The sequence below is a fragment of the Paenarthrobacter sp. NPDC057981 genome, from assembly GCF_042886835.1.
In the GTDB taxonomy this organism is placed as follows: Bacteria; Actinomycetota; Actinomycetes; order Actinomycetales; family Micrococcaceae; genus Arthrobacter.
On the sequence record NZ_JBHVQI010000010.1, the window covers coordinates 79,820 to 104,463 of the forward strand.

Here is a 24,644-nt window from a genome sequence, read left to right on the forward strand (position 1 = left end):
GGACCGGTCTGTCAAAGGAGACACCGCCCCAATGAATCCCCTTGTCAACCCGCTTCTGGTCGGGGCCGCTGACGCCCCCGCCATCAAGCCCGCAGTGGAACTGGGAACACCCCTTCTGCTGACCATCGCCGCGGCTGGCATCGCCTTGTTGCTCGTGTTGATCATCCGCTTCAAAATCCAGGCGTTTGTTGCCTTGCTTGCCGTAAGTATCCTGGTGGGTGTTGCCGCGCAGATCCCGCTTAAGGACATCTTTACGGTGGTCACCAACGGCGTGGGCAGCACGATGGGCAAGGTGGCGTTGCTCATTGCCCTCGGCGCCATCCTTGGCCGCATGATCGAGGTCTCCGGCGGCGTGCAGTCGTTGGCGACCCACTTCACCGAGAAGCTCGGCGCCAAGCGGGTAGCTGTGGCCCTTACCGCCGTCGGCTTCCTCGTCGCCATCCCGGTGTTCTTCGAGGTCGGCGTCATTGTCCTGGTCCCGATCGTTTACGCCTTCGCCAAGATTGCCAAGGTCCACCCGATCAAGTTCGGCCTGCCCATGGCCGGCATCATGCTCTCGATCCACGTCGCAGTCCCCCCGCACCCGGGCATCGTTGCAGGCGCCGGCGTCTTCGGCGCCGACATTGGACTCATCACTCTCATCTCGCTGATCATCTGTGTGCCCCTCGGTTTCCTGTCCTACTGGGTTGCCAGCATCATGAACCGCAAGGATTACGAACTGCTCCCCGGCGTGAAGGCCCAAGTTGAAGAGTTCGGCTCAGATTCCCTGGTGCACGTTGGCCACGACGGCCCTGGTGCCCGCGCGGTTGCTCCGCCGCGTCCGGGCCTGATCATGTTCCTGATCGCCGCCCCGATTGTCCAGATCCTCCTCGGCACTGTCGGCACGCTCACCATCGCCAAGGACAACTACTGGTACGGCGTTGCCTCCTTCATTGGAAACCCGTTCTTCGCTCTCCTTGTTGCTGTTGCCCTGTCCTTCTTCCTGTTGGCTGTCCGCCGGAACTGGTCGCTCAAGGAAACCGGCGAGATCTTCGAAGGCGCCCTGCCTCCCATTGCCTCCATCCTGATGGTGGTCGCTGCCGGTGGCGTGTTCGGTGAGGTGCTTCGCACGTCCGGAATCGGTGCGGCACTGTCCCACACCTTGGACAGCCTCGGCCTTCCAGTGATCGTGCTCGGCTTCATCATTTCGCTCGCCCTGCGCGCTGCCCAGGGTTCGGCGACGGTCGCCATTGTCACGACGACAGGCCTGCTCACCTCCGCTGTCATGGAAGGTGGCTACTCGCCCGCCCAGATCGCGGTGATCGTTATCGCTATCGGTTTCGGCGCGCTGGGACTGTCCCACGTCACCGACGCCGGCTTCTGGACCGTGATCCGCTACTACGGCCTCACCGTGTCCGACGGCCTCAAGACCTGGACCGTCCTCACCACCATCCTGGGCCTGGCCGGCTTCGTTCTTACATATGTCGCCTGGATTCTGGTGGGAGGCCTGGCCCACTGATGCGAGCTTCCTTGGACAAGCTTGTCGGCTCCGCCCTGGCTTCGGGTTCGGCTGTTCCCGCTTTTACCTGCTACGACTTCACCACCGCGCTGGCCGTCGTGTCCGCAGCAGAGGAAGCCGGGCTTGGCGTGATCGTGCTGGTGGCTCCGAAGACTGCTTCCACTCCCAACGGGCTGCGACTCATTTCTGCCCTCCGCGGTCTGGCTGACTCCGCCACCGTTCCGGTGTCAGTCCAGTTGGACCACGCTTCGGACGTGTCCGTGATTCTTGGTTCCGTGGACGCCGGCGCCGATGCTGTGCTGGCAGATGGCTCCTCGCTTGCCTACGCCGACAACATCGCCCTGGTACGCGAAGTCCGAGCCGCGCTGGACGCCGCCGGATATGCCGACGTCGTGATTGAAGCGGAACTTGGTGGCCTTGCCGGCGATGAGGACAAAGCCTTCGGCACCTCCGCGGAAGAGTCCGACGCCGGTCCGGCCGTTGCGGGGCTGACGGACCCAGCACAGGTGGCTGATTTCGTTGAACTCACCGGCGCGCAGTTGCTCGCCGTCGCGGTGGGGAACGTGCACGGGAAGTACAAGGGCGAGCCCAACATCCGCTGGGATGTGCTGCAGGAGATCGCCGCACGGACGGAGGTTCCGCTGGTGCTGCACGGTGCCTCGGGCATCCCCGCTGCGGAGTTGGCCAAGGCCCCTTCCCTCAACGTTGGCAAAGTGAACTTCAACACTGAGCTGCGGACTGGCATCCTGTCCACGCTGGAGTCCGAAACGGCGTCTTACCGGGCGGACGGCGAGAATCTGCAGGGGTTGCTGGCCCGCTGGGATGGTTCCGCTGCGGCCTTCGCGGGCGCCACGCTGGAGCTGCTCAGGGCCTGACGCGCAGCCCGGGAATACAGGGAGGCTAGGATCAAACCATGATCCTGGCCTCCCTGATTTTTGCCCTGATTGCCGCCCTGCTGCACGTTTACATTTTCACCATGGAGTCCATCACGTGGACCCAGCCAAAGACATGGAAGACGTTCAGCATCACCTCCCAGGCTGACGCAGAAACCACCAAACCGCTTGCCTACAACCAGGGCTTCTACAACCTGTTCCTCGCCATCGGAGCCCTGGTTGGCATCATTGCTGTGTGGGCCGGCTCTCCGCAGGTGGGCTGGACCCTGGTCTTCAGTTCATGCGGGTCCATGCTCCTTGCCGCACTGGTCCTGGCGGCCAGTGGTAAAAAGTACCTCCGCGCGGCGGCCATCCAGGGCACAACGCCGCTGCTCGCCGTCGTGCTTGGAATCCTCGCCCTCCTTTAAAAGCAACGCGGGGTCTTTTATGGCCCATGTTTCCTTCCAACATCGGCCATAAGTGACCCCGCGTTGTCCTTAGTGCTCCGGCGGGCCTGCCTGGGCCGCGGCCTGGTCCATCCACAGCACCTCCCAGTGGTGGCCGTCGAGGTCCCTGAACGCCCGGCTGTACATGAAGCCAAGGTCCTGGGCGTCGTAGGTTTCCGAGCCGCCTGCCTCAAGTGCCTTGTTGGCAAGCGAGTCCACCGCTTCCCGGCTGTCGGCTGAAAGGGCGACGATGGCCGCCGTCGAGTTCTTGGTATCCGCGATCGGCTGCTTGGTGAACTGGCTGAATTTGTCGTGGGTCAGCAGCATGGCGTAGATGGTGTCGCTGAAGACCACACACGCCGCTGTTTCGTCGGTGAAGTTCGGGTTGATGGTGTAACCGAGCGCTGTGTAGAAGGCCTTGGATGCCTCGAGGTCGCTCACGGGCAGATTCACGAAAATGGACGTAGTCATGCGTCTGATCCTGCCGGTATATGGGCGTTCCGTCCAGACTTAATGGTCCCCTGTGGATGAAGCAGGACCCGGCCAGCCTTCTGGCCCGATCCGCCCACGTGGGCGGACAATGGACTCAGCATGTGGGAGTCAACACCCGGGGAGCCAACCCGCGGGTGCCTGCCTGGTAGGGAGAGCCATGAAGCGGGAGGCGTTTCCTGTAGTCGGCACAACGGCTGCGCAGAGGGACCCGGCGATCGACCTTGTCCGTTTCACCTGCCTGCTCCTGGTGGTGGTTGCCCATTGCATGATGGTCAGTCCAGTACTGCACAAGGACGGCACGGTGGAGACCCGCAATGTGCTGATGGAGCAGACGTGGTTCACCCCCGTGCTGTGGGTGTTGATGATCGTTCCCCTGTTCTTTGTCTTGGGCGGCGTTACCGGTCTCCAGTCGTGGCGGCGCTTGAAGGCTGCCGGTGGAACCGGGTTCGATTTCGCCCAGCTGCGGCTTCTGCGGCTGGTCCGTCCCGCCATGGCCTTGCTTGCTGTCATGTGGGGAGGCCTATGGATTGCGCTTCTGCTAGGTGTCCACCCGCAAGTTATCCAGCTGATGACTACCGGAGCCGCGATGCCTCTGTGGTTCCTGGCCGCGTACCTCACCGCCCAGCTCAGCATCCCGCTCATGGCCAGGTTCCATGAACGAGCGCCGCTGCTGACGTTCGTGTCACTGCTGATTGCGGTCAGCACCATCGATTCCCTCCGCGGCACCATCCCGGTGCTCGCGTACACCAACATGATCTTTGTTTGGTGCGCCGTCCAAGAGCTTGGCTTCATGAAAGCTGACGGCTTTTTCGAGGACCGCAGCCGCACGTGGCTGGTGGGTGCCGTCGTTTCCAGCAACCTCGTGTTGGGGCTTATTACGGGCGTTGGCGTGTATGCGGGGAACATGGTGGTGAACATCAATCCGCCCAACCTGTGCTTGGTCCTGTTGGGCATCTCCCAGACGGCCACGCTGCAACTCCTGGCCCCGGGTTTGCGGTGGCTCGGCGAAGTCCGGTGGATCCGGGCGGTCATTGCCGTGGCAGGGCGTCGCTCGATGACCGTGTATTTGTGGCATCTTCCCGTATTGGTTGGCATGTCCGGGATGCTGTTGCTCACCGATGTGCCGAAGCCGCTGCCCGAATCAGCTGAGTGGTGGTGGGCGCGCATCCCCGTTTTCCTCGCCGTGGTGGCCCTGCTCGTCCCAGTGGTATTGCTCTTCGGCAGGCTTGAGGATCGTCCCATGGCCGCCAGCCACGCGCGGGGTCCGGCGCGGACGGCAGTGGTGACGGCCGCCGTCGTGGTTTTCGTCCCGGTGACGGACGCAGCCCTGAATGGGTTGACGCTCGCCTTGCTGGGTGGGGGAGCGGCCTGCTTCGCGCTGTCCGTTCTGCTGCTGGGCAGGGTCCCGACGCCGGTGCTGTCGCCGGCAGAAGCGGTACCTGCGGAGGTACCGGGCGTTACGTTGCCAGCGCACGATTTACGTGCAAACCTCGAATCATGACCGAGAATACCGAATCACTGGCCGAGTCGTTCCGCCCTGGCGTTACCACCCTTCGGAACGACAAATTCCACCGCTACGAGCTTCATGTGGACGGGGAATTGGCGGTGATTTCTCAGTTCATGGACAAGCCCGGGCATATCGATTTCATCCACACAGAGACAAAGCCCCAGTTCAAGGGACAAGGTCTGGCCAACGTTCTGGCCCACTTTGCTCTGGACGACGTCGTGGCCTCCGGGAAACGCATCATTCCGCACTGCCCCTTTATCGCCGGATACCTGAAAAGGCACGAGGGCTACGAGCAGGATGTTGATTGGCCGAAGGAGAAGCCACCGGTTGAATCGGAGCCGGATAACAACTAGGCGCCCGGAATCAGTCCCCCCGAACGCCCGGGGAAGGTGGTTTCCGTCGCGGTGAAACCGACGTGACGATCGCTGAACTCCAAAGGCCCAGCCCTGGGCGTATTGGAGGGGTTGGCAAGGTGGGGCGTGTGCCCGAGAGTGCCACCATGGCGTCGTGTTCGTCGAGGACTTCCTGGCCGAGGCACCACGCCCTGACCTGCATCGCACTCACGAGGCTTCCACCATGGACGTGGTCAGCCTCTGTGACGCGATAGGAGAAACTGCGCATCACGCCTTCGCCAGGGGCCAACGAGCCAACAGACAGATGGCGGCGGTCCGGACTGGAGGTGTAAGCGAGGGTTTCCATGGCTTCATTGGTGAAGGACCGCGGAATAAGTCGAATGTTACGCAGATGGCAGGTGGACTCATTCATGATCCAGGCCGTGAAGATCACCGTCTCTCCGGGTACGGCGGTGGGCTTGTCTGCCCCATGGACCAATGTGATGCATTTCGATTGCCCGCCCAGGGATCTGCACCCGTAAAGACGGGCGCCCGCAACCGGTGTTGCCGCACTTCGAGTACGCCTGGCCGCCACTTTCCGCGTTAAACGGACTCCTCTGGCCACAGAAGACCTGCCCCTGAAACGCGTGGCTGCCCGTGCCGAACCTGGGTTGTAAAACCTCATGTCTGTTTAGTGCGCTTCCGGACAGTTTTATGTCGTGAATTCGACGAAACTTTTCGCCCCTTATAGTCCTAAGTAACCTGTGATTCAAGTCAAGTCGCAATCCGATGTCACACTACTGTTTATGGATCAACTATTAGTGGCTGGGGCCGGTGGGGCGAGCCCAGTATCGGCTGCCGGTAACGAGAGCGATCCCCACCTCCTCAACCTGGTCCGCCAGGGCGTCGCGGAAGCTTTCGACACTCTTTATCTGCGGCATGCACAGATCGCCCAGTACGTTGCCCGCGCGCAGTCGGACAACCCAAGTGACGCCGATGACGTCGTCGCCGAGGCCTTCGCTTCCATTTTCCAATCGTTGAAGGACGGCAAGGGCCCCCGCGAGTTTTTTCGTTCTTACCTGTTGACCGTTGTGCGCCGCACTGCCCACGAGCGCAACAGGAAAGCCAGGCTTACGCAGACCGCGGCAGACGATGCCGTACTGGACGCCGTGGTCCATGATGACGACCACGTGGTGGGTGACCTTGAGTCAAGCATCATGGCCCAAGCCTTCAAGTCCCTGCCTGAACGTTGGCAGGCCGTCTTATTCCACTTGGATATCGAAGGATTGAAGCCTGCTGCCGTCGCGCCGTTGGTTGGCCTCACCCCTAACGGCGTGTCATCCCTGGCCATCCGCGCCAGGGAAGGCTTGCGCCAGGCGTACCTGCAGCACCACATCAGCCGAAGCGTTGATGAGGCCTGTGACGAGTTCGCCAGCCAACTCGGCAAGTACGTGCGCGATGCCCTCAAACGCACGTCCAAGGAAAAGGTAGATGCCCATTTAGCGGGCTGTGCCAAGTGCACGGCCTTGCTGATGGAACTGAACGACGTCCAAGGCGGCATGCGTGCCATCCTCTTCCCCTTGGTTGCGGGTGTTGTTTTTACCCCGGCGGCAGCCGCGTCTGCGGGATGGTCCGGGGCTGGAGCCGCAGCAGGAGCCACATTAGCCTCAGGCAAAGCCGCAGCCGTCGGTTTCCACGGAATCAGCCAAGCCTGGAAGATCACGGCAGCCTTGGTGGTTGGCTCCGGCACTCTTGCCGGGGTGCTCACGTTGCTCCCGCAGCCGAACAACGGTTCCAGTGTCGCCGTCGCCGAAGCTCCGGCCAGTGTCCCGCCGGTCAAGACGCCGGCGCCGCTGCCGGTTCCAAGCATCACACTCGAGCCCGTACCAAGTGTCGCCCCGGTGCCGCCGCCCGCGCCCGAGAGCCAGCCTCCCGCCGTCGTGATTCCGCCCGAAGAACCGCTGCGAAGGAGCGCTGTCGTGGTGGATCCCGGTGTTGTCTCTTCGACGACGGCGCCACAGACTGACGCTGCAGCGGCACCTCTGACGCGCACGGTTGAGGCGACGTTCTCGGCAGGCAAGGCTTCGGCACCCCTTGAGCGGGAGCTGCAAATCCAGTTTTCCCTTGATGGCGACGGTTCTCTGACGTCCGGCGAAGCACTTTTCACGTTGCCCGATGGTGTCACGTTCGTTGCTGGCCAAACGGTGGCGCCGGAGGGCTGGGACTGCAGTGCGTCAGCGCAGCAGTTACGTTGTGCCTCTGATGCGCTGGACCCAAACCAGCTGACTTTTGTCCTGACAGTGACCCTGCCTGACAACGCTGAGAGTGGAACCTTGGACTACCAGTTCGGCGGCCAGGGGATTGTCCCCAAGTCGTTCATCAGCACGTTCCACTAAGCACTCTCTTCCTGAAGCACAAAAGTTTTTCTCGATTTCGCGTCATGAACCGGGGAGTTCCCGTACTAAGTGGTTGGGCCGCTTTGTGCCTTGGCTGACCCACGAAGAATGTCGAAATATTTCGTCATGAATTGCTGTGGAGATGCACAGGTCTATTGCGGCAGACGTTCGCATCCACAGCATCACGCGAGGAACTCCGTGCTTCGACCGGGTTCCCGGGATGATCCAAACAGGCAAGAGAACATATGAAATATTCACGTCCACGAAAGCTGTTGGCGGGTGTGCTCGCTACAGCAATAATCACCTTGGGGGTGGGCGGCGCCTTGGCGCCGCCATCCCTGGCCACTGTCCCTGGAACACCGGGGGTGACGCAGCCCGGAACCGTCGTTTTCAATGAGGATTTCGAAAATGGGACCGACAACACCGCCCTCGGCGCCCAGTCCTACTCGGCGCCGGGTTCCACGACGTACGTCGGAGCCACAGGACAGACCTACACGGGTTCGCCATACTGGATCAACGGGATCCGGTGCAACGGCGTCATCCTTAGCTACGACAACACGGATACGCCGCCCTGGGCCGTCTCCGGCCCCGCCGGATCCGGTACAGATAATCGCTGCGCGGACGTCGACACACGTCGCAGCTACCAGTTCCTTCGCATGTTGGCCAAAGCCATGGGGCAGCAGTTCACCCCAGGCTCGCCCGACACGAACCACGTCACCAGCTCCTACACCGAGTGCCTGTCCACGGATACGGCCGGCGGCTTCTGCGCCAAACTGCCCGCCGGGCCCAACAACGGTGTGATGTTCAAGACGGCCAATCCGCTGGCAACCACTGCGGGCCACTACTACACCTTCGGTGTGGACACGGCTTACATGAACTGCTTCGGTGGAGCGGCTGATCCGTCCTACCAATTCGCCCGCATTGACGCGGACGGAACAGTTACCCCCATCGGTGATCCGCTTAACGGCTGCCAGGCGGCGTCCGATCCCAACGTCCAGGCCTACCAGCAGCAGGTCACCAGCGACGCCGGCGGTGCCTTCGGCACCGTCACCAAGACGGTCAACATCAACTCCATGCTCACCAACCAGGCCTTCCAGTCAACTGGCGGCTCTTTAGGACTTGAGATGTGGAACAACAACGGCACCTCCAACGGCAACGATGGAGCTTTCGACAACGTACGCCTGGTGGATGTCACGCCCCAGCTGGACAAGTCGTTTTCGCCGTCGTTGATCGGTCCGGGCCAGTCGTCGACATTGACGCTGACGGTGACGAACACCAGCGAACTCAATGCCAAGGACGACTGGTCCATCACAGACACCCTGCCCACCGGGCTGAAAGTGGCAGGCACGCCGAACATTGGCGGCACGTGTGTTCAATCCGCCGGTAACCCGCTGACCACCACTGCGGCTGCGGGCAGCAACGTCATTGCCGTCACCGGTGGAGACCTGGCCAAGGGCATGGCGTCCTGCACCATCACCGTGGACGTCACAGCGGATACCGAGGGCACCTACGTCAACGGTCCTGCGAACATCGAGACCAACCTCAACCCGCCGGCCGACGCCACCCTGGTGGTAAAGGCACCGCGCATCGAGTTGAGCAAGGCCCTGAACTCTCCCCGTCTGGTTGATTCGGATCAGTTCACCACTGCCATCCACTCCGGTTCGGCAACTGGACCCGTGGTTAACAACACGGGCAATTCCACCACTGCAGGAACGGGCTCCACGGTAACCGCGGGGACGGGCGTTACGGGCAAGTATGTTGCCGACACCGCCACCACGTACTACCTGACGGAGTCTGCCGCCAACCTGGCTGACTACGACAAGTCGATCACCTGCATGGACGCGAATGGTCTGCAGCCGGGGCTCCCCTCCGGTGCCGCGTTCGACCAGTCCTTCGCCCTGACCCCTGTTGCCGGTGCGGACATCAGCTGTGTCCTGACCAACACGGCCTTGCCGGTTTCGCGGATGGAGTTTGCCAAGTCCGCGGATGCTTCAGCCGTCCACTCGCCGTCGCAGGTGGGTGACATCATCACCTACACGTTCTCGGCGAAGAACACCGGAAACGTTGCCCTCACGAACGTTGTGATCAACGATCCCCTGGCAGGTCTTTCCCCGCTGGCATACACCTGGCCGGGAACTCCGGGCACTTTGCTTCCGGGCGAGACTGTCACGGCGATGGCAACATACGCCGTGACGCAGGCGGACATCGATGCCGGGCACGTAGCCAACTCGGCCACCACCTCGGGTAATCCTCCGACCGGACCTCCGGTCACGCCGCCGCCTGGCACGACCGACACCCCGTTGACGCCTGGCCCGGCCATGGAGTTCAGCAAGTCGGCCGATGCCTCGGGCATCAAGAACCCGTCGGCTGTTGGCGACATCATCACCTACACCTTCACGGCCAAGAACACCGGGAATGTGAAGCTGACTGGTGTTGTGATCAACGATCCCTTGGCCGGCCTCTCGGCGCTGACTTACTCGTGGCCCGGTGCCGCAGGTGAGTTGCTTCCGGGGCAGACCGTGACCGCTACAGCAACGTATGGGATAACGCAGGCTGACATCAATGCCGGCCACGTGGCCAACTCGGCGACCACCACGGGTACTCCTCCCACTGGTCCTGCCGTGACGCCTCCTCCGGGAACCACGGACACGCCGCTGACTCCCGGCCCGGCCATGGAATTCAGCAAGTCCGCTGATGCCTCGGCCGTGGGTAACCCGTCCAAAGTTGGCGACGTGATCACGTACACGTTCACGGCCAAGAACACCGGTAACGTCACGCTCAAGAACGTTTCCATCACGGATCCGTTGGCTGGTCTTTCGGCCCTTAGCTACACCTGGCCGGGTACGGCCGGTGAACTGCTTCCGGGCCAGACGGTCACCGCCACTGCCACATACGCCGTCACGCAAGCGGATATCGACGCCGGCCACGTGGCCAACTCGGCGACCACCACGGGTACTCCTCCCGCGGGTCCTGCAGTAACGCCTCCTCCGGGAACCACGGACACCCCGTTGACCCCGGCTCCGGCGATGACGTTCAGCAAGTCGGCAGATGCTTCCGGTGTCCAGAACCCGTCAGTTGTCGGTGACCGCATCACCTACACCTTCACGGCGAAGAACACGGGCAACGTCACGCTGAAGAATGTTTCCATCACTGACCCGCTGGCCGGCCTTTCGGCCTTGGCCTACGCTTGGCCCGGTGCTGCAGGAGAGCTGCTTCCCGGTCAGACTGTCACGGCTACGGCGACATACGCCATTACGCAGGCGGATATCGACGCCGGTCATGTGGCCAACAGTGCGACCACGACGGGCACTCCGCCTACTGGTCCGGCAGTAACGCCTCCTCCCGGAACGACGGATACCCCGTTGACTCCCGGCCCGGCGATGGTGTTCAGCAAGTCCGCCGACTCGTCGGCGATCCACGATCCGTCCGTCGTCGGTGACATCATCACCTACACCTTCACGGCGAAGAACACGGGCAACGTCACGCTGAAAAACGTTTCCATCACCGATCCGCTGCCTGGTCTGTCTGCCTTGGCATACACCTGGCCGGGCACTGTGGGCGAGCTGCTTCCGGGACAGACCGTGACCGCCACGGCAACGTACGCCATCACACAGGCCGACATCAACGCCGGCCATGTTGCCAACTCGGCCACCACCACGGGAACTCCGCCCACTGGTCCTGCCGTGACGCCTCCTCCGGGAACGACGGACACCCCGTTGACTCCGACTCCGGCAATGCAGTTCACCAAGACGGCTGACGCATCTGCCATCAAGGATCCTTCGACGGTGGGTGACGTCATCACGTACACCTTCACAGCGAAGAACACCGGCAACGTGGACCTGACCAACGTGTCCATCACCGATCCGCTGGCCGGTTTGTCTGCCTTGAGCTACACGTGGCCGGGCACCCCGGGCACACTGCTTCCGGGCCAGACCGTGACTGCAACGGCCACGTACGCCATCACGCAGGCGGATATCGACGCCGGTCACGTGACCAACAGTGCAACCACCACGGGTACTCCGCCTTCCGGTCCTGCTGTAACGCCTCCTCCGGGAACCACGGATACCCCGCTGACCCCTAAGCCGGCCATGGAGTTCACCAAGACGGCTGATGCCTCAGCGGTCCAGAACCCCACCAAGGTGGGCGACGTCATTACGTACGCGTTCTCCGCGAAGAACACGGGCAACGTCACGTTGAAGAACGTCTCCATCACGGATCCGTTGGCTGGCTTGTCCGCCCTGGCGTACAACTGGCCGGGGACAGCTGGAGAGCTGCTTCCGGGCCAGACGGTGACCGCGACGGCAACGTACGCGGTGACCCAGGCGGATATCGAGTCCGGCCATGTCGCCAACTCGGCGACCACCACGGGTACTCCGCCTACCGGTCCTGCGGTAACGCCTCCTCCGGGAACGACCGACACTCCGTTGACCCCGGCTCCGGCTATGGAGTTCACCAAGACGGCTGATGCCTCGGCGGTTCAGAACCCCACCAAGGTGGGCGACGTCATCACGTACACGTTCACGGCCAAGAACACCGGCAACGTGTCCCTGAAGAACGTCTCCATCACGGATCCGTTGGCTGGCCTCTCGGCATTGAGCTACGTCTGGCCCGGTGCTGCAGGAATCCTGCTGCCCGGACAAACGGTCACGGCTACGGCAACGTACGCAGTTACCCAGGCGGATATCGACGCCGGCCATGTTGCAAACTCGGCGACCACCACGGGTACTCCGCCTACTGGTCCTGCTGTGACGCCTCCTCCGGGAACCACGGATACTCCGTTGACCCCGGCTCCGGCCATGGAGTTCACCAAGACAGCGGACGCTTCTGCCATCAAGAACCCCGCTACGTCTGGCGACAAGATCACGTACACGTTTACGGCCAAGAACACCGGTAACGTCACGCTGAAGAATGTCACCATCACGGATCCGTTGGCTGGTCTTTCGGCCCTGACGTACACCTGGCCGGGCACGCCCGGCGAGCTTCTTCCGGGCCAGACCGTGACTGCAACGGCAACGTATGCAGTGACCCAGGCGGATATCGACGCCGGTCATGTGGCCAACAGCGCGACCACCACGGGAACACCTCCCACGGGTCCCGCTGTGACGCCTCCTCCGGGAACCACGGACACCCCGTTGACCCCGGCTCCGGCCATGGAATTCACCAAGTCCGCAGATGTCTCGGCACTCCAGGATCCGTCAAAGGCGGGCGACACGATCACCTACACCTTGACGGCCAAGAACACCGGCAATGTCACGTTGAAGAACGTCGTCATTGACGATCCCCTGGCTGGCCTCTCGGCTTTGAGCTACGTCTGGCCGGGCGCTGCAGGCACCCTGCTGCCCGGTGAGACCGTGACAGCTACGGCAACGTACGCCATCACCCAGGCGGATATCGACGCCGGTCACGTAGCCAACTCGGCCACGACCACGGGAACACCTCCCACGGGTCCCGCTGTGACGCCTCCTCCGGGTGAAACGGACACTCCGTTGACTTCGGCGCCGGGCATGGAGTTCACCAAGACGGCTGACGCATCCGCAGTTCACTCGCCGTCCAAGGTGGGAGACGTGATCACGTACACGTTCACGGCCAAGAACACCGGGAACGTCACGCTGGCCAACGTCACCATCGACGACCCCCTGGCTGGCCTGTCCGCACTGAGCTACACTTGGCCCGGTGCTGTGGGAACCCTGCTGCCCGGCCAGACGGTGACGGCTACGGCAACGTACGCCATCACCCAGTCGGACATCAACGCCGGTCACGTGGCCAACTCGGCGACCACGACGGGAACTCCTCCCACAGGTCCTTCAGTCACGCCGCCTCCGGGAAACACGGATACCCCGTTGACCCCTGCGGCTGGGCTGGAGTTCACCAAGAAGGCTGACGCTTCCGCCGTCGGTGATCCCGCCCATGTGGGCGACCTGATCACCTACACCTTCACTGTGAAGAACACCGGGAATGTGGAGCTGAAGGGCGTTGAGGTCAATGATCGTATGCCTGGCCTGTCGGCTCTGGTTTACAACTGGCCAGGTGCCGCGGGAACCCTGCTGCCCGGCCAGACGGTGACGGCTACGGCAACGTACGCCATTACCCAGGCCGACATCAACGCGGGCAAGGTCGCCAACTCGGCCATTGCCACAGGTACTCCGCCGAAGGGGCCGTCCGTGAATACGCCGCCTGCCACCGCTGTGGTGACCCTCCCGCCGGCTGGGCCGTCGGATCCGGGCAACTCCGGAGGATCCCATGACAACAACCAGGGAGGATCCCAGAGCAATACCGGAGGATCACTGGCAAGCACTGGTGTTGTTCTCACCGTCCTGCCTATCAGCCTGCTGGTAGTTGGTGCGGGTGTCTTCCTCTTCCTCGTTGGACGCCGCAAGCGTTCTGAGGTCTAGGTAGCAGAGTGCGCGGTAACCGGGTTCAATCGCCCGGTTACCGCGCATTCGTCCGTTCACGTACGCATCACGAAAAGATACTGGGAGCCATCACATGAACAAACCAGTAGCGTGGATCGTTGGCTTGCTGGTAGCAGCTTCAGCGCTCTCCGCTTGCACTTCGGCGGAGAGCAACCAAGCGGGGAACCCGCCGTCGACGACCACAACCCGGCCAGCCACCACAGGCGAGGCAAAACCGGCCAATCCGGGCACCGGCATCATCCAGGCCACCACCATGACCTCCTGCGACACCGCACCCGGGAAGGTAACCGCCACGGGTACGGTGACCCCTCCGGCGGGCACCAAGGGTGCAGTCAAGATCACCGTCAGTTGGGTTGATCCGGGCACTTCCGCCGTCCTTGCCCGTGGGGAGCAGACCTTCAACGACGCCCAGCCCGGCAAGCCGCTGGACTGGGTAGCCAACGCCGAGGTGACGAAACCGGCCAAGGACATCAGATGCGTTCTTGGTGCGGCAGTGCTCTAGCTGCAGGGCACGTCACTCACCTACAACGGAGAAGCGGTCACCAGGTATTTACGGCCTGGCTGACCGCTTCTTTTGCCATTGGAGCCCATGCCAGAACAAGAGAGCCGCAATAATCAGAATGCCGGCCAGGAGGGCGTAGGGCGCGTTGGACAGCATCATGTACATGAACTGTGCGGACTGGGTGGACTGGTAGGGAGCCGGTGAGGTCATGGCCCCGGCAGCGGTGGCGACGGCCCACAATCCCAGCCACAACAGTCCAGCGGCAATGACCCACAGGGCAACAATGAAGGGATTCACCGGGAAGCCCTTCCGCGGCGGGTCCAGCGACTCAGGTACGTGGGGGCTGACCGCTTGAACGGCATTCCCGTGCTCGTCGATTTCGCGGAAGCCGATCCGTTCGTGGACGTGGTCTTTCAAGGGGTCCCCCAACCGTTAATGGGATAGTCCTTGCACTCTACTCCCAGGGCGGAGCGACCCCTGGGAGAAGGAGGTCCGGACAGTCTGTGGCCAAACGCGGGCAGAATTTTCCACCCAAACCCGCCAGAGCGAAAGTCAATGACGCGGAATCGGGCAGCGATCCAATGAAAAATGGCCTCGCAAGCGAAATAGGTCACAAAAGTTTGACGGAAAGGGTTACCTAAGTAAGGCTTGCCTTTGCTAACAAGTGCCCCAATGTAAACGGAAGGAAGCTGTCGTGACGTCACCCAGTGTCGAAGAGCGGATTGCCCAGGAGCCGGATTTCGGTTCCAAAGTGGAGCTGGCCCTCGCTGCCACCAACCAGCTGTTCAACGCCCGCAATTCGCCCAGCTACGTGGCCCAGGTGCTTCAAGGAGTCAATGCCGTCTCCACCAAGGTCCAGCGGACCACGCAGCCCTTCACCGGCGTCGGACACGCAGCCCTCAAAGCAAAGGTGGGCGCCGTGGACCTCGACCGACCGCTTCCGGACACTGCTGCTGCCTTGGAAGAGCTTGATGAGCTGTACCTCAAGGACGCCATCTACTTCCACGATTCCCGCTACGCTGCGCACCTGAACTGCCCTGTCGTCATTCCGGCGCTGGTGGGTGAAGCCGTGCTCTCGGCGGTGAACTCCTCCATGGACACCTGGGATCAGAGCGCCGGCGCCACCATGATCGAACGCCGCCTGATCGATTGGACCGCAGAGCGAATCGGCTTCACGGACAAAGCTGACGGCGTCTTCACTTCCGGGGGCAGCCAATCCAACTTCCAGGCCTTGCTGATTGCCCGCAACCACGCGGTCGCCAAGTTGCGTGCCGGTGACCACGAAGCCCGCCTGCCGCAGCTGTTGGACCGGCTCCGCATCTTCACCTCCGCGGACAGCCACTTCAGCATCCAGAAGTCCGCATCGATGCTGGGCCTGGGCTTCGATGCCGCCATCGCCGTCCCCACCGCCGAAGACCACCGCATGGACCCTACCGCGCTCGCAGCTGCTTTGGCCGAAGCGCACGACGCCGGGCTGGTACCCATGGCGGTTGTGGCAACCGCCGGGACCACCGACTTTGGCTCGGTAGATCCGCTGTCCGAGCTTGCAGCGCTGGTCCGCGCCTACGATTCCTGGCTCCACGTCGACGCTGCCTACGGCGGCGGTCTGCTGGTCTCCGGCCGATACCGCCACCTCCTGGAGGGTATCCACCTGGCGGATTCCGTGACCGTGGACTTCCACAAGACCTTCTTCCAGCCGGTCAGCTCCAGTGCAGTCGTGGTCCGCAACGGATCCATGCTCGGCCACGTCACGTATTACGCCGACTACCTGAACCCGGAAAGCGCTGCCAAGGCCGAGATCCCCAATCAGGTGGACAAGAGCATCCAGACCACCCGCCGATTCGACGCCCTGAAACTCTGGCTTACCCTGCGCATCATGGGCGCCGACGCCATCGGCGCGCTTTTCGACGAGGCCATTGACCTGACGGGCCGTGTGGGCTCGCTGCTTGCCGACGACGTAGAGTTCGAACTCGCGGCTGCGCCCCAGTTGAGCACCCTGGTGTTCCGTTACCGGCCTTTCGTTGGCGGTTCACAGCTCGACGAAGACGCAGCGGATGCTCTCACCCCTGCCATCCGCTCAGCCATCTTCGCCTCCGGCGAAGCCGTAGTGGCCGGTACCAAGGTCGCCGGACGGCACTACCTCAAGTTCACCCTCCTCAACGCGGAGGCCTCCTTGAAGGACATTCAGGAAATCATCGAACTCATCCGCAGGACTGGCGCCAGCCTCCTCGCAAAATCCACGGAGGCAGCAGCATGAGCACCCCCAACAACAGCAGGATTTACGACGTCGCGGGCATCGGCGTCGGGCCCTTCAACCTCGGGCTGGCAGCCCTGAGTGAGCCTGTCGACAACCTTGACTGCGTATTCCTTGACCGCCGCGAATCCTTCGATTGGCACCCGGGCATGATGCTTGAGCCAGCTCACTTGCAGGTGCCTTTCATGGCGGACCTCGTGACGCTGGCAGATCCGACGTCGCCCTTCTCGTTCCTGAACTTCCTGAAGCAGACCGGCCGCCTGTACCGCTTCTATATCCGCGAGAACTTCTACCCGCTGCGCGCCGAGTACAACCAGTACTGCCAGTGGGTGGCGGGGCAGCTGGAATCGGTTCGTTTTAGCACGGATGTGCTGGATGTTAGCTACGACGACGGCGTGTACAGCCTTTCGGTACAAGGCCCGGATGGCGCTGAGGTCCTTCGCGCCCGCCGCCTGGTCCTGGGTACCGGCACCTCTCCCTATGTTCCGGACTCCTGTGCAGGGATAGTCGAAGCCGGGGGACTGGTCCTCCACAACGCCGACTACCTGTCGAGGAAGAGTGAGCTGCAGTCCAAGCGCAGCATCACCATCGTGGGCAGCGGACAGAGCGCCGCGGAGCTCTACTTCGAGCTCCTGTCGGAGATCGACGTCTACGGCTACCAGCTCAACTGGGTCACGCGTTCCGGCCGCTTCTTCCCGCTGGAATACACCAAGCTCACGCTGGAAATGACCTCGCCGGAGTACGTGGACTATTTCCACTCGCTCCCGGGCGAGCAGCGCGATTCCCTGATCAAGAACCAGAAGAACCTCTACAAGGGCATCAACTCGGACCTGATCGACGACATTTACGATCTCCTCTACACCAAGAGCCTCACCGGCATGGTGGACACGCAGTTGCACACGCACTCGTCGCTGACCGCTGCCGATTGGGACGCGGCGTCGGGCACCCACACCCTGCAGTTGCGCCACGAGGAGCACGGCCGTGATTACCGCTTGGAATCCGAAGCTGTAGTGCTCGCCACCGGCTACAGCTACAAGGAACCTGCCTTCCTGGGCGGCATCGAGGACCGGATCCGCCGCGACCACAAGGGCCGGTTCGACGTCGAACGCAACTATGGAACCGGCGTCGAACCCGGGGAAATCTTCGTCCAGAACGCAGAGCTGCACACTCACGGATTCGTCACCCCCGACCTCGGCATGGCCGCCTACCGGAACTCCGTGATCCTGCGCGAAATCACCGGCCGCGAGATCTACCCGATCGAGCGCAGCATCGCCTTCCAACAGTTCGGGGCACCCGCGGCCATGGCAGCTGAAACCGCAGGAGCCGCACTGTGAGCTTCACGTTCCGGCTCGTAAATCCTGTGGACGACGCACCCGTCCTCCACAGCTGGGTCAGCCAGGAGTACGCTCGCTTCTGGGGCATGGTTTCATCCACGGAGCAAGACGTTGTGGAGGAATACTCGAAGATCGCCGCCTCTGGTCACCACCAGGCCTTCTTAGGGCTCGACGACGGCGACCCCGCCTTCCTGATGGAGCGGTACCTTCCGGAATCGTCGCCGTTGGCGGACGTTTACGAGGTCCAACCGGGCGACGTCGGCATGCACCTCCTGGTGTCGCCGCCCAACTTTGACCCTCAACCGGGCTACACCACCGCTGTCATGCAGGCAGTCATGACCGAACTGTTCGCCGACCCCGCAAACCAGCGGGTCGTCGTCGAGCCTGACGCCCGTAACCACAAGATCCATGTGCTCAACGAAAAGGTGGGCTTCCGTCCGCACGGCGTGGTGACCCTTCCCGCCGTCGACCCTGCCGAAGACCACAAGAAGGCCCTGCTGAGTTTCTGCACCCGCGAAGATTTCCTGGCCACCCTGACCCCGATCCTGGCCGCGCCCACCGCGGCGACCAGAGGAGCATCCCTGTGACCACAAGCATTGATACACCCGTCCATGAAGTAGCCGTGCCCGTCGCCCACCTCACCCCGGAGCGGTGGTCCATAGCCAACCGGCACCTTGTCCGCAAGGCCATCGCCGAGTTCTCACATGAGCGCATCCTGGTTCCGGAACTGGTTCGGGAGGAGGGGGAGGGCACCGGGCTCTACAGGATCGCCAGCGACGACGACACAATTGAGTACCGCTTCCGCGCCCGCGTGCTGCAACTTGACCATTGGTCCGTAGTGCCGGAATCCATTGCCAGGCTGCGTGACGGCGCAGAGTTGCCGATCGATGCGCTGGACTTTATCGCGGAATTCCAGGAGGCCTTGGCCATCAAGCAGGACATGCTCCCCGTGTATCTCGAGGAAATCAGCAGCACTTTGGCCAGCCACGCGTACAAGCAGGGCAAGCCTTTCAGCTCGGCCGAATTGGTGGCCGGGGTGACCAAGGGGGAGGACCGCGCGGCGGATTTCCAAGCGATCGAGCACGGCATGACCGAAGGCCACCCCTGCTTCGTTGCCAACAATGGCCGGCTTGGTTTTGGGATTGCCGATTATCACGCATTCGCTCCGGAAGCGGGTGCGACGGTGAAGCTGCAATGGATCGCGGTGCACCGCAGCAAGGCCGTGTTCACAGCCAGCGCCGGGTTGGACTACCGGACCCACTTCGAGGCGGAACTGGGCCCCGCAACCTTGGCGTGGTTCAACGCGGAGCTTTCCGCTTCCGGGCTGGACCCCGAAGACTATCTCCTGATGCCGGTGCACCCCTGGCAGTGGGACAACAAGCTCACTGTGACGTTCGCGGCAGAAATCGCCCAGCGCCACATCGTCTACTTGGGCACCGGCGATGACAACTACCAAGCGCAGCAGTCCATCCGTACGTTCTTCAACACCACCTCGCCGGAGAAGGCCTACGTGAAGACGGCGATGTCGGTGCTGAACATGGGCTTCATGCGGGGACTGTCGCCGCAGTACATGAAGGCCACGCCGGCCATCAACGATTGGCTGCAGGAACTGATCGACAATGACCAGGAGCTCCAGAACCGGGGCCTGGCCATGATCAAGGAAAGCGCTGCCATCGGCTACCACAACCACTACTACGAGGCAGCGTCTGCGAAGGGCTCTCCGTACCGGAAGATGCTCTCTGCCCTGTGGAGGGAAAGTCCCCTTCCGTTGCTTGAGGAAGGGCAGCAATTGGCCACCATGGCATCGCTGCTGCACGTGGACCAGTCCGGAGCCTCGGTTGTCTCGGCGCTGATCTCGCGGTCCGGACTGGCACCCGCCCAGTGGCTTCGCCGCTACTTCGAGGCCTACCTCGTACCGCTGGTCCACTCCCTCTACGAATACGAACTCGCCTTCATGCCCCATGGCGAGAACGTCATCCTGATCCTTGAGGACGGTGTTCCTGTCCGGGCCATCATGAAGGACCTCGCTGAGGAAATCGTCGTGATGGGGGACAGGCTTGAACTCCCGGAGGACGTCTCCCGGATCAAGGCTGAGATCCCCGCCGAGGAAATGGTCCTGGCGATCTTCACGGATGTGTTCGACTGCATCTTCCGGTTCCTGTCGGCGATCCTCGTTGAGGACGGGACACTTGGCGAAGACGAGTTCTGGGGAACCGCCGCGTCGGTGCTTAGGGAGTACCAGCAGCGCCACCCCGAGCTCGCAGACCAGTTCGCCATGCACGATCTCTTCGCTCCGGACTTCGAATTGTCCTGCCTCAACCGGCTGCAGCTGCGGAACAACCAACAAATGCTGGACATTTCGGATCCTTCGGGCGGTCTCCAAATGGCCGGCCGCCTCGCCAACCCGCTGGCCAAGTTCGCCTAGCAACCCCCACCGAGTTGGCATTTGATGACAATCCCGCGCCCGGACATTGTCATTAAATGCCATCTCGCGGGGGGAGTTGGGGGACTAGTCTAGGCGCATGACCACTCGAGCCAATGAACTTACTGCCCTGGTGACGGGAGCAACTGCCGGGCTTGGTGCCGAGTTCGCCCGTCAACTGGCCGAATCCGGGCACCACCTGGTCCTGGTAGCCCGCGACGAGCAGCGGCTCAAGGACAAAGCCGAGGAACTTGAACGCGACTTCAGTATCTCGGCGGAGGTGCTGTCCGCGGACCTGACTACCGACGTCGGGGTTTCAGCGGTTGCCGACCGCCTCAAGGACGCAGGCCGACCGGTCGACGTGCTGGTCAACAATGCGGGGATCGGGCTCTTGAAGTCCTTTGAGAACAACGACTTGGACGAGGAACGCCGACATCTGCGCCTCCACGTCCAGACGCCCATGGAGTTGTCGCACGCTGCGCTGGAGGTGATGTTGGCGCGCGGCAAGGGCCGGATCATCAATGTCGCCAGCGTGGCCGCGTTCGCGAACCGGGGGACGTACTCTGCGGCCAAAGCCTGGCAGGTGACCTTCAGCCGGTGGGCCAACATCACGTATGCGAAATCGGGTGTCCAGGTCACGGCGGTTTGCCCCGGTTTCACGCACACGGAGTTCCACGACCGCATGGGCATGGACAAGTCCGTAGCGCCACGTTCCCTGTGGTTGACCGCCGAGCGGGTGGTCCGCGAGGGCCTTGAGGACAACGCCAAGGGCAAAGGCGTGTCCATCCCGACCAAACGCTACAAAGTGGTCAGCTTCTTCGCGCGCGTCCTGCCTGCGAAGTTGACGTCGGGACCTCCGCGCCGGCCTTTGGAACCCTGATTTTCACGCGCGAGTGATCTGGCGCAGATGTCCCGCATCCCAGGTGCTCACCGACGCCGCTGAACCACCACGGCCACAGCGATCCCCACCACGGCACCCACAAAGGTCTCGATGGCACGCTCCATCACCAGCACACCCGGATCCATCGGCGAGGCAAGCTGCGCGATCAACAGGATCACCGGAGTGAAGAACACCATGGCCCACCCATAGTGCCGGGCCATGAACAACTCCGTGGGGAACTGGCACAGCATCACCACCGCGGCGAGGACCACGGCTTCGTGGCCTGGAAAGTACTGCAGCGGAGACAGCGGAGTGGGGAAAAGCACGACGGCGACCACCGCCAACCCGAGGAACGTTCCCACGATGCGGTGGATACCGCGGTGGACCCGGCTTGGCAGGTCGGCACCGGCGAGGGGGACGGCTGCTGCCGCCATGGCCCAGTGCGGATGGCCGCTGCCACTAAGAACACCAATGACACCAGCCAAACCCACCGCCAGGGAATAGCGGGCCGCGTGGATAAGGGCGGCTGTTCGAAGCGGACCCCGGAGGGCAGGAAGATCCCGGCCAGCTCCGGCTACCCAGGTGCGGCGACGGAACCACCCGGCGAAGCCAACCAGCATCGAAAAGGCGGCCGAGGCCGCTCCGACGAGTACCGCCGTCGTGAACGGGACGCTGGTGGGGACCGAAGCGCAGGCGCCCAAGGCCAGGATGCCGAAGAATGGCCCGATCGGTTTCAAGCGCACGCGGTCCGAATACAAGGACCCTGCGCCGGCGAACATGGTGGCCACCACCACCAACCACCACGAGTGGATGTGGTTGAGCGAAAGGAACACGCCAATGGTGAGGCCGCCGACGAGGATCAGCGCGGCCTGGGCCTGGTGTTTTAGCCGGAGTTGGTGGCTTTCGTTGCGGCCGTACATCCCCGTCAACGCGCCGAAGACGGCATACAACATGAGCTCGGGGCGGCCGAGAAGAATCAGGAAAAGCCCCGGCAGTGCAACGCTCAGTGCGACGCGGACGGCTGACAGGCGGTCGTTGTTTGCCGGACCAAGCCTGTGGAGTTCGCGGGCATGCCTCAGGAGTGCGGGCACGGGCGGACACCACCAATCGTTCAGGGTTTGTTTCCGAAGTTATCAGGGCTGTCAGCGGTGCCGCCATAAGCCCGGTCACAACCCGTAGCGAATTCCGGAGCCCGGAACAGGGACAGTTCTGGGAAGATCGAGGTATGCCCGTCGTTTTCGTCTGCCGCACCCGTTCCAGCATGCCGCCGCAAGAACTGTTTGACCTGTCAAGGAACATCGATGCCCACGTTGGTTCGATGACAAAGAGCCGCGAAAAGGCCATCGCCGGCACCACCACAGGCCTCATCTCGGAAGGTGAAACTGTGACCTGGCAGGCCTGGCACCTGGGAGTCAGGTTCCGCATGACCAGCAGGATCGTGCGGATGGAGGCGCCGTCGTCGTTCACTGATGAACAGGTGAAGGGCCCTTTCAAGTACCTCCGCCACACGCATGAGTTCCGGCCGGACGGCAGTGGCACTCTGATGGTGGACACCGTGGAATTCGCCGCTCCCTTTGGTCCGTTGGGCCGCCTGGTGGAGAAGCTGGTCCTCGGTCGGTACCTTCAGAACCTGATCGAAGAGCGCAGCGGGTTCCTGGTGGCCCAAACACCTCCAGCTCTGGACACCCGGCAATGATCAGGCCCGCGCATGGAGACGACCTGGTGATCCTGCAGGAGATCGAACGTGCCGCGGGTGAGGCATTCCGGGCACTGGGGATGGACACGGTGGCCGACGACGAGCCACTGTCCATTGAGGAGCTGAACAGCTACGCCACCGCCGGCCGCGCCTGGGTGTCCGTGGACGGGCTGGATTATCCGGTGGCGTACTTGTTGGCCGACGTCGTCGATGGGCAAGGCCACGTGGAGCAGGTCAGCGTCCACCCGGACCATGCGCATCAAGGGCTGGGCCGTGAGTTGCTGCACGCAGCACGGGTGTGGGCCCGCGGTCATGGCATGCAGCGCCAGACCCTGAGCACCTTCCGGGACGTGCCATGGAACGCCCCGTACTACCGCCGCCTTGGGTTCGAAGTGCTCGACGCCGGCAGCTGGGGTCCGGAGCTGGCCCGCCTGATGGAGCACGAGGCGGAGCTGGGGCTGACCCGTTGGCCGAGGGTAGCCATGTGGCGTCCGGCCGTTCCCCCGACGTAGCAGTTTGGCCGCGCCCGCTAATCAGCCACCAATTCAACCTCGTAGCTGTCAGTGTTCAGCAGGTAGGCGGCGTAGTGGTCCGGTCCGCCTGCGTGCGGGTACTTCGACTCGAACATCTCATACCAACCCGCGTCCGCGCCGAGTGCACGGATCCTGTCCACGTCCTCGCGAGTGCCTGCATGGAACGCCACGTGGTTGACGCCGGGATCGGTCCGGCGATGGGCCGTGCCGGTGATGGCATCGGTTTGCTCCACCACCACGTACATTCCATCGAGCTTCCAGCTGCACCCTGTGGGCCACTCCTGGAACGGCTCATAGCCGAGCTGTCCCAGGAGCCAACCCCACTCTTCCCTCGCGCGCTCCAGGAATGGCACCCAGATCTCCAAGTGGTGGATGGATCCCCTGGGCCCTGGGGTTTGAGCAGAATCGTCACGCATGCGCCGAGTCTACGAGGTCCGGGCGCGTTCCACATCCGCTGCGCTCCCGGGCTTGCCCGCAGCGCGCAGTCCGGCGATAACCCCGTCAACGTCGGCAGCGTTGCGGTTTTGGCTGAGTTTCGTCTTGGCCTCCACCCGGGTAATCACAAGTTCGACGCCGACAATGGCCCTCAGCTGCCCGGCGATGAACCGCTCGGGTGCTTCGTCGACGGACCACGGCCGGTCCATGCCGGACTCGTGCTGATCCGAGAGGCGGCGGACGTGCCTGCCCAGCCATTCGACGTTGTCGTGGACAACAAGCTCACCGTAGACGTGCGCTGTGGAGTAGTTCCACGTGGGCACCACCCGGCCGTGTTCAGCCTTCGAGGCGTACCACGACGGGGATATATAGGTGTCCGCGCCCTGGACGATCATCAGCGCCTCACCGGAAACGGGGGATGACCACTGGGTGTTGTTGCGGGCCATGTGTGCTTGCAGGGCGCCGTGCTCACCCACCGACGGCTCGTAGACGAACGGGAGAAGGGTGGCGAGCAAGCCGTCCGGAGACATGGTGACCAGGTTGGCGGCCCCGCTGTGGGTGAGAAGAGCTTGGATGGCTTCGTCAGAGGCGGCAAAATGCGCTGGGGTGTACATTGCTTTCTTCCTTCGGGT

General features: G+C 62.8%; 21 protein-coding genes. 15 read left to right on the forward strand and 6 right to left on the reverse strand.

The genetic code is table 11. From position 1 onward, the window contains the following. The first annotated feature begins 31 nt into the window (after positions 1-31). The 3 genes from ACFVSI_RS11425 to ACFVSI_RS11435 are packed head-to-tail and all read left to right on the forward strand — an operon-like array spanning position 32 to position 2,798. Positions 32-1,498 (forward strand): GntP family transporter, encoded by a 1,467-nt coding sequence (locus ACFVSI_RS11425; RefSeq protein ID WP_387823314.1) that lies wholly within the window; start codon positions 32-34, stop codon positions 1,496-1,498. Further along, on the forward strand, positions 1,498-2,373 hold the full coding sequence (locus ACFVSI_RS11430; RefSeq protein WP_387823317.1) for a class II fructose-bisphosphate aldolase: 876 nt from the start codon (positions 1,498-1,500) through the stop codon (positions 2,371-2,373). Before ACFVSI_RS11425 ends, ACFVSI_RS11430 begins: the two co-directional genes overlap by 1 nt. Positions 2,374-2,411: 38 nt before the next feature. Next, on the forward strand, positions 2,412-2,798 hold the full coding sequence (locus ACFVSI_RS11435) for a DUF1304 domain-containing protein (protein ID WP_387823320.1): 387 nt from the start codon (positions 2,412-2,414) through the stop codon (positions 2,796-2,798). Between the two features lie 69 nt (positions 2,799-2,867). Here the strand turns inward: ACFVSI_RS11435 and ACFVSI_RS11440 are convergent, their stop codons facing one another. Beyond that, positions 2,868-3,287 (reverse strand): VOC family protein, encoded by a 420-nt coding sequence (locus ACFVSI_RS11440; RefSeq protein WP_387823323.1) that lies wholly within the window; start codon positions 3,285-3,287, stop codon positions 2,868-2,870. A gap of 178 nt (positions 3,288-3,465) precedes the next feature. Between ACFVSI_RS11440 and ACFVSI_RS11445 the strand changes: the two genes are divergently transcribed. Both ACFVSI_RS11445 and ACFVSI_RS11450 read left to right on the forward strand, forming a co-directional pair. Beyond that, complete coding sequence (locus ACFVSI_RS11445; protein WP_387823326.1) at positions 3,466-4,809, forward strand: acyltransferase; 1,344 nt, start codon at positions 3,466-3,468, stop codon at positions 4,807-4,809. Further along, complete coding sequence (locus ACFVSI_RS11450) at positions 4,806-5,168, forward strand: GNAT family N-acetyltransferase (RefSeq protein ID WP_387823329.1); 363 nt, start codon at positions 4,806-4,808, stop codon at positions 5,166-5,168. The genes ACFVSI_RS11445 and ACFVSI_RS11450 overlap by 4 nt, the downstream gene beginning before the upstream one ends. Positions 5,169-5,178: 10 nt before the next feature. On the opposite strand, the gene ACFVSI_RS11455 is transcribed toward ACFVSI_RS11450, so the two are convergent. Then, positions 5,179-5,514, reverse strand: a complete 336-nt coding sequence (locus ACFVSI_RS11455; RefSeq protein ID WP_387823331.1) for a hypothetical protein — start codon at positions 5,512-5,514, stop codon at positions 5,179-5,181. A 439-nt stretch (positions 5,515-5,953) separates the two neighbouring features. Between ACFVSI_RS11455 and ACFVSI_RS11460 the strand changes: the two genes are divergently transcribed. The 3 genes from ACFVSI_RS11460 to ACFVSI_RS11470 all read left to right on the forward strand — a co-directional run bounded on the left by ACFVSI_RS11460 (position 5,954) and on the right by ACFVSI_RS11470 (position 14,458). Beyond that, positions 5,954-7,543: a sigma-70 family RNA polymerase sigma factor gene (locus tag ACFVSI_RS11460; RefSeq protein WP_387823334.1), complete on the forward strand. Its 1,590-nt coding sequence runs from the start codon at positions 5,954-5,956 to the stop codon at positions 7,541-7,543. Between the two features lie 245 nt (positions 7,544-7,788). Continuing rightward, positions 7,789-13,935 (forward strand): hypothetical protein, encoded by a 6,147-nt coding sequence (locus ACFVSI_RS11465; RefSeq protein ID WP_387823336.1) that lies wholly within the window; start codon positions 7,789-7,791, stop codon positions 13,933-13,935. 94 nt (positions 13,936-14,029) lie between these two features. After that, positions 14,030-14,458 (forward strand): hypothetical protein, encoded by a 429-nt coding sequence (locus ACFVSI_RS11470; RefSeq protein ID WP_387823338.1) that lies wholly within the window; start codon positions 14,030-14,032, stop codon positions 14,456-14,458. A 48-nt stretch (positions 14,459-14,506) separates the two neighbouring features. Here ACFVSI_RS11470 and ACFVSI_RS11475 read toward each other — a convergent pair whose 3' ends face one another. Then, the gene (locus ACFVSI_RS11475; RefSeq protein ID WP_387823341.1) at positions 14,507-14,875 is read right to left on the reverse strand and encodes a hypothetical protein; all 369 of its coding nucleotides are present in this window, start codon (positions 14,873-14,875) and stop codon (positions 14,507-14,509) included. Positions 14,876-15,152: 277 nt separating this feature from the next. Here ACFVSI_RS11475 and ACFVSI_RS11480 point away from each other — a divergent pair, with 277 nt between their 5' ends. From ACFVSI_RS11480 to ACFVSI_RS11500, 5 genes are all read left to right on the forward strand, one after another. Beyond that, the gene (locus ACFVSI_RS11480) at positions 15,153-16,715 is read left to right on the forward strand and encodes a pyridoxal phosphate-dependent decarboxylase family protein (RefSeq protein WP_387823344.1); all 1,563 of its coding nucleotides are present in this window, start codon (positions 15,153-15,155) and stop codon (positions 16,713-16,715) included. After that, complete coding sequence (locus ACFVSI_RS11485; RefSeq protein WP_387823347.1) at positions 16,712-18,046, forward strand: lysine N(6)-hydroxylase/L-ornithine N(5)-oxygenase family protein; 1,335 nt, start codon at positions 16,712-16,714, stop codon at positions 18,044-18,046. The genes ACFVSI_RS11480 and ACFVSI_RS11485 overlap by 4 nt, the downstream gene beginning before the upstream one ends. After that, a complete protein-coding gene (locus tag ACFVSI_RS11490) occupies positions 18,043-18,633 on the forward strand; it encodes a GNAT family N-acetyltransferase (RefSeq protein ID WP_387823350.1) in 591 nt (196 codons plus the stop codon). The genes ACFVSI_RS11485 and ACFVSI_RS11490 overlap by 4 nt, the downstream gene beginning before the upstream one ends. Then, a complete protein-coding gene (locus tag ACFVSI_RS11495; protein ID WP_387823353.1) occupies positions 18,630-20,471 on the forward strand; it encodes an IucA/IucC family protein in 1,842 nt (613 codons plus the stop codon). Before ACFVSI_RS11490 ends, ACFVSI_RS11495 begins: the two co-directional genes overlap by 4 nt. Positions 20,472-20,568: 97 nt before the next feature. Next, positions 20,569-21,348, forward strand: a complete 780-nt coding sequence (locus ACFVSI_RS11500; protein WP_387823356.1) for an SDR family NAD(P)-dependent oxidoreductase — start codon at positions 20,569-20,571, stop codon at positions 21,346-21,348. Between the two features lie 47 nt (positions 21,349-21,395). On the opposite strand, the gene ACFVSI_RS11505 is transcribed toward ACFVSI_RS11500, so the two are convergent. Beyond that, a complete protein-coding gene (locus ACFVSI_RS11505) occupies positions 21,396-22,439 on the reverse strand; it encodes an FUSC family protein (protein ID WP_387823359.1) in 1,044 nt (347 codons plus the stop codon). A gap of 134 nt (positions 22,440-22,573) precedes the next feature. Between ACFVSI_RS11505 and ACFVSI_RS11510 the strand changes: the two genes are divergently transcribed. Both ACFVSI_RS11510 and ACFVSI_RS11515 read left to right on the forward strand, forming a co-directional pair. Continuing rightward, entirely contained in the window at positions 22,574-23,044 is a 471-nt protein-coding gene (locus tag ACFVSI_RS11510) for an SRPBCC family protein (protein WP_387823362.1), read from the forward strand. Beyond that, entirely contained in the window at positions 23,041-23,556 is a 516-nt protein-coding gene (locus ACFVSI_RS11515; RefSeq protein ID WP_387823365.1) for a GNAT family N-acetyltransferase, read from the forward strand. Before ACFVSI_RS11510 ends, ACFVSI_RS11515 begins: the two co-directional genes overlap by 4 nt. 17 nt (positions 23,557-23,573) lie before the next feature. Here ACFVSI_RS11515 and ACFVSI_RS11520 read toward each other — a convergent pair whose 3' ends face one another. Both ACFVSI_RS11520 and ACFVSI_RS11525 read right to left on the reverse strand, forming a co-directional pair. After that, positions 23,574-23,993 carry a VOC family protein gene (locus tag ACFVSI_RS11520; protein WP_387823368.1) on the reverse strand — a complete coding sequence of 140 codons (420 nt, stop codon included), beginning with the start codon at positions 23,991-23,993 and terminating at the stop codon, positions 23,574-23,576. A gap of 9 nt (positions 23,994-24,002) precedes the next feature. Beyond that, positions 24,003-24,626, reverse strand: a complete 624-nt coding sequence (locus ACFVSI_RS11525; RefSeq protein WP_387823371.1) for an FMN-binding negative transcriptional regulator — start codon at positions 24,624-24,626, stop codon at positions 24,003-24,005. Between the last annotated feature and the right edge of the window lie 18 nt (positions 24,627-24,644).